Annotated in this window: 11 protein-coding genes; all 11 read right to left on the bottom strand. The window is 39.7% G+C overall.

Features of this window, described 5'->3' with window-relative positions; all coding sequences use genetic code 11:
* The coding region (locus LRM45_RS04155) for a hypothetical protein (RefSeq protein WP_243826874.1) at positions 1 to 218 on the bottom strand (218 nt) is incomplete at its 3' end.
* The gene (locus LRM45_RS04150) at positions 215 to 550 is read right to left on the bottom strand and encodes a hypothetical protein (protein ID WP_243826873.1); all 336 of its coding nucleotides are present in this window, start codon (positions 548 to 550) and stop codon (positions 215 to 217) included. The genes LRM45_RS04150 and LRM45_RS04155, both read right to left, overlap by 4 nt.
* 130 nt (positions 551 to 680) lie before the next feature.
* Positions 681 to 872, bottom strand: a complete 192-nt coding sequence (locus LRM45_RS04145; protein ID WP_243826872.1) for an Arc family DNA-binding protein — start codon at positions 870 to 872, stop codon at positions 681 to 683.
* A 49-nt stretch (positions 873 to 921) separates the two neighbouring features.
* Positions 922 to 1,200 (bottom strand): hypothetical protein, encoded by a 279-nt coding sequence (locus LRM45_RS04140; protein ID WP_243826871.1) that lies wholly within the window; start codon positions 1,198 to 1,200, stop codon positions 922 to 924.
* Between the two features lie 270 nt (positions 1,201 to 1,470).
* Positions 1,471 to 1,725 (bottom strand): hypothetical protein, encoded by a 255-nt coding sequence (locus LRM45_RS04135; RefSeq protein WP_243826870.1) that lies wholly within the window; start codon positions 1,723 to 1,725, stop codon positions 1,471 to 1,473.
* Positions 1,726 to 1,734: 9 nt separating this feature from the next.
* Positions 1,735 to 3,135 (bottom strand): glycoside hydrolase family 25 domain-containing protein, encoded by a 1,401-nt coding sequence (locus LRM45_RS04130; RefSeq protein ID WP_243826869.1) that lies wholly within the window; start codon positions 3,133 to 3,135, stop codon positions 1,735 to 1,737.
* The gene (locus tag LRM45_RS04125) at positions 3,135 to 3,509 is read right to left on the bottom strand and encodes a hypothetical protein (RefSeq protein WP_243826868.1); all 375 of its coding nucleotides are present in this window, start codon (positions 3,507 to 3,509) and stop codon (positions 3,135 to 3,137) included. Before LRM45_RS04125 ends, LRM45_RS04130 begins: the two co-directional genes overlap by 1 nt.
* Positions 3,510 to 3,537: 28 nt before the next feature.
* Entirely contained in the window at positions 3,538 to 3,954 is a 417-nt protein-coding gene (locus tag LRM45_RS04120; RefSeq protein ID WP_243826867.1) for a hypothetical protein, read from the bottom strand.
* Positions 3,947 to 4,612, bottom strand: a complete 666-nt coding sequence (locus LRM45_RS04115) for a hypothetical protein (RefSeq protein ID WP_243826866.1) — start codon at positions 4,610 to 4,612, stop codon at positions 3,947 to 3,949. Before LRM45_RS04115 ends, LRM45_RS04120 begins: the two co-directional genes overlap by 8 nt.
* Positions 4,609 to 4,866, bottom strand: coding sequence for a hypothetical protein (locus tag LRM45_RS04110; protein WP_243826865.1), 258 nt, complete (start codon positions 4,864 to 4,866; stop codon positions 4,609 to 4,611). Before LRM45_RS04110 ends, LRM45_RS04115 begins: the two co-directional genes overlap by 4 nt.
* Positions 4,866 to 6,428, bottom strand: a complete 1,563-nt coding sequence (locus LRM45_RS04105; protein ID WP_243826864.1) for a hypothetical protein — start codon at positions 6,426 to 6,428, stop codon at positions 4,866 to 4,868. The genes LRM45_RS04110 and LRM45_RS04105 overlap by 1 nt, the downstream gene beginning before the upstream one ends.

The following is a 6,428-nucleotide window of genomic DNA, read 5'->3' as shown; positions in this document are numbered from 1 at the left end:
TTTCGCTTTACTTTTACTTTTTCTTCGAGCGGCATAGTCGTAAAGTCTATCTTGTCGGCTGTAACCGTTGAATTCTTCAACTTGTTACCAACAATAGCGCCGTCATTTACTCCAGTACCGTCGGCTAAAGACGCTACATTAGCCATTTGGTTATTGTGGTCTTGAGCCGTGATTGTTGTTAGCGGCGTGAACACTATGTTTGGATGTGGTAAGCTCATTTTTCCTCCTTAAAAATATCGCCCGTTGGTAATATCATTGGCGAAAACTCTTCTGCAAAAACATTACTTAAAAGCTTCTCGTCAATCTTTTTTGCTATAGAATCTAAGAATTCGTCAATAATAATTTCGCTTGGCTCTAATGTGCATAAAATGAGGCTGAACGGATGCTTACCTTTCAGCTCGTAGTTTTTCGAGTAGTGCCAGATTATACTAGGCGTAAAAACGGCGACGCCATTTTCTCGAACAGTATTTCCATTTGGCTGTTTATGAAGTCGATTTATATTTGGAATTGACGACCAAATAAAGACCTTATTCAAATTTGATTTATCCATAGATATAATTTTGAGGTTTTATCGTGAGCATCAAAAACGCCCCCATTCTCAGAGGGTAAAAAAAGGCACCCCGAAAACGGAGTGCCCCACAATGACAGCTGCAAATCACAACAACTGCCCAGCTATCATACTACTTTTTAAGCGACTGCTCAAGGCGGTAGTTTATCTCACCAGTTATGCTGCGACCATTTTCAGCAGCTAGCACCACAAGCCGTTCATATACTTCCTGTTTAATTCGTACGTTATAAACTGGCGTAGGTATCTCAACCTTAGATTTGATAATCTTACCGTTCTTTTTTACAATTCGATTTATTATTGGCATAACTTTTCCTTTCTTTAGAGCACCCTAGCGCCAAGCGAGGCGTTTGGTTTTATATTAGTTGTAAGTCATTCTCTATCTGATAGGCGATCGCTTCCTGGTCTAACACCTCCTTTAATTCGTTGAGCGTGTTCATCACCTTTTGTCGTTCGTCTGATAGATAGAGTACTGCCGTTTCCTCTGCCTCACTTCTCCAGTATCCGATGACTGGATAGTCGAGAGTGAAAGCTTCGTGATTAGCGTTTACGGTTGATATTATCTTGTCGACCTCAAGTTGTTTAGTCTTGTTATTGCTTCCGATAAAAGCTTTGATTGTGATTTGTTCTATCATTGTGTGCTCCTAATTGTTAATGTGCCTCGCTTGACTGTCTTAATTATAGCAAAGTTACATTCATAATGCAAGCATTTTGCGTGCATTTTATGAAAAAAGTCAGAGATTTTTTGTTAACCCTGTGGAAAACTCACTTCCCGTAGAAGATGTAGCGATATTCTTTATAAAGTCTAATGATAATACGTTTTAACATAAGTTTAATTTTACCAAATAAAAAACTACCCTCGATCAAAAGTAGTAGTTTTTTATAGGATTACAGAACTCTCTGAATTATTCAACGGCTTCTTTCATCTGTCGTACTAAGTCTAGAATAATAGTCTTAGCTGCGGACAATCCAGCCGCAATTGCAGACAGTGCGGTAGCCATTATTAAAGCGTATAATTCGTGCCAGCTTGCAGCGAATAGCAAGTTTACTAAGTTTACGCCCGCAAGTAAAAATGTCGCGATAAACGTCTGTAAGAATGTCCATCCAGCGCGAATAGCTACATCTTTATAGTCAATGTTCTTTAGTGCTTTTAGTTTCATAGCTCCTCCTTATTTCTTAAACTTAAAAATACTCATTAGAAAATCGATAATTAGCTGTAGTAAGCTTTTAGTTGGTTTTTCAGTCTTTACTTCAGGTTTCGGATTAGTTTCAGGTTTTATTTCAGGCGTCTCAGGCTGCTGAGGTTTACTCATCGCCTTTAATTCGTCTATGGATATTTTCGACGTTGAAAAATCCAAATTAAATCCGTCAACCTTTCCGCTTTCTGTAAACTGATGAATAAGCGAGCCGTGTGCGTAATTGTCTTTAGTCCCGTAATTCGGGTACCAATCTACTCTATCCAAGCCTAGTTTCTGAATGATAGCTTCACCTGCGTAAGTGAACACTTGTTTACCAGTCTTCTGTAAGACTAAGTTCTTAAATAGCTTCAATTGCTCGAGTGTACCTTCAAAATCTGGCTCTAAGTCGACAAATAGAAGTGGTGCGTTGACAAGCTTTTGAGCTTCAATAAAACGCTCTGCTTCAGTCTTAGCTTCTTCTTCGGTTGAAAAATAAGGCAACCAGTAAATACCTAGTAGCTTATCTCCTGCAGCTTTAGCGAATTTAACTAGCTTAGGGTCGATTTTATTCGCATCGCCTCCGAATGATTGACCGACGTGTCCAGCTTTAAGAATAACGCCAGCGAACTTATGAAAATGATTTACAATAGAGTCGTCTTGATGATTTGAGACATCCAATATAATCTTGCTGTAATCTTCTTGTGGTTCTTCTGGTTTTGGTTGAGGTGCAGATTGAGGTGTCAAATCTGGTAAATCGTGTAAATCTTTATCCTCGAATAGCTGACGGCTCATATATTTTCCACTACGTGCTGTAACGTACCAAACACTATCTCCAGCGATAGGCTGACCATTCGTAACATAGCCTTTCATCGCAATGACGTCGCCTTTTTCTAGTTCCTGAAAAATAGCTGAATTTGTGTTAGCTTCGTCGCGAGCATTGCCGTCTTCTTCCAGTTTCCTGTCTGTCGGCTGAGTTTCGTCATAATCTTCGGCAATACATCTGCCATCGCAACAATATGAGTAACCTAGATAGTCTGGTCCATAGTTTCCCATCCAGTTCATCAGTTCTTCAATGCTGTTATAGATGCTCCTAGAGCACGAATGCACTTCACTGTCGTGGATTTCAATTGAACCGTCGGCGCGTTTTCGCATTAAGAATACGTGTCCATAATCTGCATAAATACCTCTTGAAAATCCCAAAAATCCAACCACCCAAATACCAACAGGTGCGGGACCTGTGTTTATACGACCTGCGTTTAATTCGTTTAAGTATGCCGCTTGAGCGCTCGGTGTTCGAGATGGTGCACTGATGGCATCGTCAACATATTGCAAGCACCAACCACTCTGAGCGCCGATGTTTAGATTTGGTTCGTAAGTTTGTCGAACTGGCATTATTTCCTCCTTACTGTTTGTTGAACTTCTTCTTGTAATTCCGTAACTGCTTTATTTTGCTGAATAAGGTTGTTTGTTGCGTAAATCGCCAATCCTACAAGTGCTATAGCAAATAATTTCGCTAAATTGCTTGTTACTAAGCTCCAGAAGTTCATAACACCTTCGATTTCAGTACGTTTTACGTATTTTTCTTCTGATTCTTTTTCGTGTTCTGCTATGTATGTTTTTAGCTGAGCTTGAGTAACATTCGCTTGTGCGATGTTTTCAATTCGCTCTAGTGTAGTAGTGTGCTTGTCGACGCTTTCTTTAATGTGTCTGACGTCCGCTTCCAGCGCTCCGAATTCTTTTGCTGATACTTCTGGTTTTTCGTTCATAATATAAATTATGACTTCTTGTCGTTATCTAATACGGGAACGTCATAGTCCGTACGTCTATATAGAACGTCTCTGTTGCATTCTGATTAATAATAGAAGTATCGTACGGATTAAATATTGACAGTGCGCACACTATTTTATTTTTTGATTCGCGCCAGCCAGAAATAAGCACAGAAGTAGGTGTTGTGCCGCCGCCTGAAACCGCAAAAGTCCTTACGAAGTCTATTTTAGACGCCGTGATAGCTCTGTCTGGATTTGTAGAGGTGCTAACTAGTAATCTTAAAATCCCAACGTTAGTCATATTAATCTCTTGTTTTTGAAAATACACAGTATTGCTTGCTATCGATATACCACCAGGTAGAGTGAGACTCATAACACTTCCGCCAGTAGTGCTGATAGTCGCGTAATCGCTACTAATATTAAAGTCATCTGGATAATTATTCATCAGCGTACATCCTATAATGGTATTTTATGACGGTGTTAAAAAATTCTTCTCTATACGACAATGTTAGTGCAGTCTTATCTACGAACGCACTATATCCACTGTTAGCCCACAACTCTAGCGATGCATAAGACAAAGAGCTTATCTGTCCGTTCTGCTCCAACCATAAGAGGACTAGTGGTTTATATCCAAGGTTATGCACAATCCGAATTTCTTCGTTAGTATTAACAAGCACAGTTCCAGCCTTGTATAGCTTTAGCTGATTGTTGTCGGTATTAAAAGTCATGTCGTGATAATGACTTGTGAACGAGGCTTTTCTATGAGGTTCTAAAGCGAATCCTATGATTCGGAAATAAAACGTAGCAGCAGCATCGGTTCTATTTGACGTGCTTATATAGATTAAATTATTATCTACACGAACATTCGACAAATACTGATATTCACCTCTATTATTGAAACCGCTAGTATTCACCTCGAATGCATTTTGCGAAAAATCACTAGAAGTTGAAAATTGTGCTATCGGCAAAAATGCAGAGCCATAAGTATTTGGTATAGTTATGTCGTTATAATCGTGTGCGTTGACTGGTACTGGTACAGTATCGCTACGATAGATTACCTGATCAATTGGATAATCACTAGATAATACAAAATCTTTTATCATTTCTGCTCCAAAAGCTCTACAACGTCTTTACCTTCTTTACTTACCCACAGACCGACCCTAGCAGCGTAAGCACCGATCTTAATACGCTTATAGGCTCCGTCAGAAAACAGCAACCCGCTTCCGTCGAGTACAACAAGCTCTCTACGGTTTATTGGGTCATAAATAACAAGCCTGCCCGAACCTTCCTCGATTCGCAGTTGTCCAGTGATCGATGAGATAATAGTTGAACCTTTTAATTTTAGAACTTCTTTCATTAGAATGCGTACACTTCCTCTCCGTTATAAACTGACCTATCATATTGTGCGAATGTGTAAACTTTAGTTTTTCTGACTTTTAATTTAGTAGTTAATTTACTGTCGCTCAATTTCTGAGATATTGTGATAATTTGATAAACTCCACTCGCTAGTCGAGTATCGAGCTTAATCGAATCCCCTATTTGCATCGCTGGAGAACCCTTAACTTCTAACTCCAACATCGGGCTATACGTTGCATAGCCTCTAAATATCGATTGTGTAAATGCTCTAGCGTTTTCGTAGTTCCCAAAAAAAGGATTGTCATTTATTTCTAATAAGTGGTCTTCGTCGTCGCTCCAATTGTCATCAAACGCTTCATAATCCAATTCATCAATCTGTTTTGAAGGCTCGCCCCAAAGAAACACTCTGTCAATCTCAACTGGATAAAGCAAATCATTCGTGAATGTTAATATTGCTTTGCTAGGTGTCAATCTTAGCGAGCATTTCACACCTCTGTCGACAAATGTTCCGCTGGCGGTTTTTGCTGTGAACCATGATACATCAGCATTCTCACCCAATTTTGGCTCAATTAAATCAGCACACGGGTCAGACAAACTAACTTCGCGCACAATCGGTAGTCCGTGCTTTACAACCCAAAGATTATCTGTATTTTTACCGCTTGAGGTCTTTTCTGCAACCATCTGATACGGTGCGATAACACGAATAGGTGTTTTAATTTTAATGTGATTAACAATACCTGAATTCTTCGATGGTGTTATCGATATGACGTTGTCGTTATCTAGTTTATAGTGAATATCTTCTGCGATGTCAGAGCCGCGCCCCTTGAATCTTATTAACCCTTCCTCGTCTTGCCACAACCTGCCGTTCTCAGCTTGAACTAATTTTTTAACAATATCAGCTAACGAGTCGTTTTTGTTCGGGAAAAATATAGGGATAATATTTGTTGCCCCTGAAAAAGTAAACTGATGTGGTGCAAACCCTAAGCCTTTGAATATCTCAGTTAAAATATAGTCTGTTTTCTTATAAGCCATTGGTGGCAATTCAGGCAGAGGCTGAGATAATGCCCAGTTTAGAAAATCAAAAGCCGAAACTGAGGCTTCTGCTTTTCCTGGTTCTGCGTCAGGCAACATATTAGTAAGTCCCACAAATTGTGGTGCATTTTCTTCACCGAAACCGAGCCACGCTCGAGTAGGAATGTTTGGCTTAATATATTTTGCGATTGGGCTGTTTGAATATGGCACAAAATAACCGTCGTGATTAGCTAGTTCAAAATCAGCAATCGCTGACTGTACCGAATATGGAAACTCAACGGAACGATTAACTGCAATCGATTTAATCCTATTTGAGATATCAGTGTATGCATAGGTGTCCCATATCTGAACAGGTGGCTGACTTGCGATATCTGACGCGTATAAATCACCACCTCCATATGTCGATTGGTCGTATACTCCCCACGAGATATTTTCATTTCGAGTTTTATCCCACGCCATGGCAACACGCCACGTGAGCGGTCTAACCCAAGATTTCGCTAACTTCTTAAATCTATCGCTAGTAACTAACAT

Origin of the sequence: Candidatus Nanosynbacter sp. TM7-057 (assembly GCF_022828295.1) — a bacterium.
Taxonomy (GTDB): domain Bacteria; phylum Patescibacteriota; class Saccharimonadia; order Saccharimonadales; family Saccharimonadaceae; genus Nanosynbacter.
The sequence above is the reverse complement of the archived record's forward strand: the minus strand, read 5'-3'. Positions and strand labels throughout refer to the sequence as shown.

Excerpts from the sequence above, each read along its gene's own strand:
- LRM45_RS04105 (WP_243826864.1), bottom strand. The coding sequence starts at position 6,428 with ATGTTAGTTACTAGCGATAGATTTAAGAAGTTAGCGAAATCTTGGGTT.
- LRM45_RS04140 (WP_243826871.1), bottom strand. The coding sequence starts at position 1,200 with ATGATAGAACAAATCACAATCAAAGCTTTTATCGGAAGCAATAACAAG.
- LRM45_RS04110 (WP_243826865.1), bottom strand. The coding sequence starts at position 4,866 with ATGAAAGAAGTTCTAAAATTAAAAGGTTCAACTATTATCTCATCGATC.
- LRM45_RS04125 (WP_243826868.1), bottom strand. The coding sequence starts at position 3,509 with ATGAACGAAAAACCAGAAGTATCAGCAAAAGAATTCGGAGCGCTGGAA.
- LRM45_RS04120 (WP_243826867.1), bottom strand. The coding sequence starts at position 3,954 with ATGAATAATTATCCAGATGACTTTAATATTAGTAGCGATTACGCGACT.
- LRM45_RS04145 (WP_243826872.1), bottom strand. The coding sequence starts at position 872 with ATGCCAATAATAAATCGAATTGTAAAAAAGAACGGTAAGATTATCAAA.
- LRM45_RS04130 (WP_243826869.1), bottom strand. The coding sequence starts at position 3,135 with ATGCCAGTTCGACAAACTTACGAACCAAATCTAAACATCGGCGCTCAG.
- LRM45_RS04135 (WP_243826870.1), bottom strand. The coding sequence starts at position 1,725 with ATGAAACTAAAAGCACTAAAGAACATTGACTATAAAGATGTAGCTATT.
- LRM45_RS04150 (WP_243826873.1), bottom strand. The coding sequence starts at position 550 with ATGGATAAATCAAATTTGAATAAGGTCTTTATTTGGTCGTCAATTCCA.
- LRM45_RS04115 (WP_243826866.1), bottom strand. The coding sequence starts at position 4,612 with ATGATAAAAGATTTTGTATTATCTAGTGATTATCCAATTGATCAGGTA.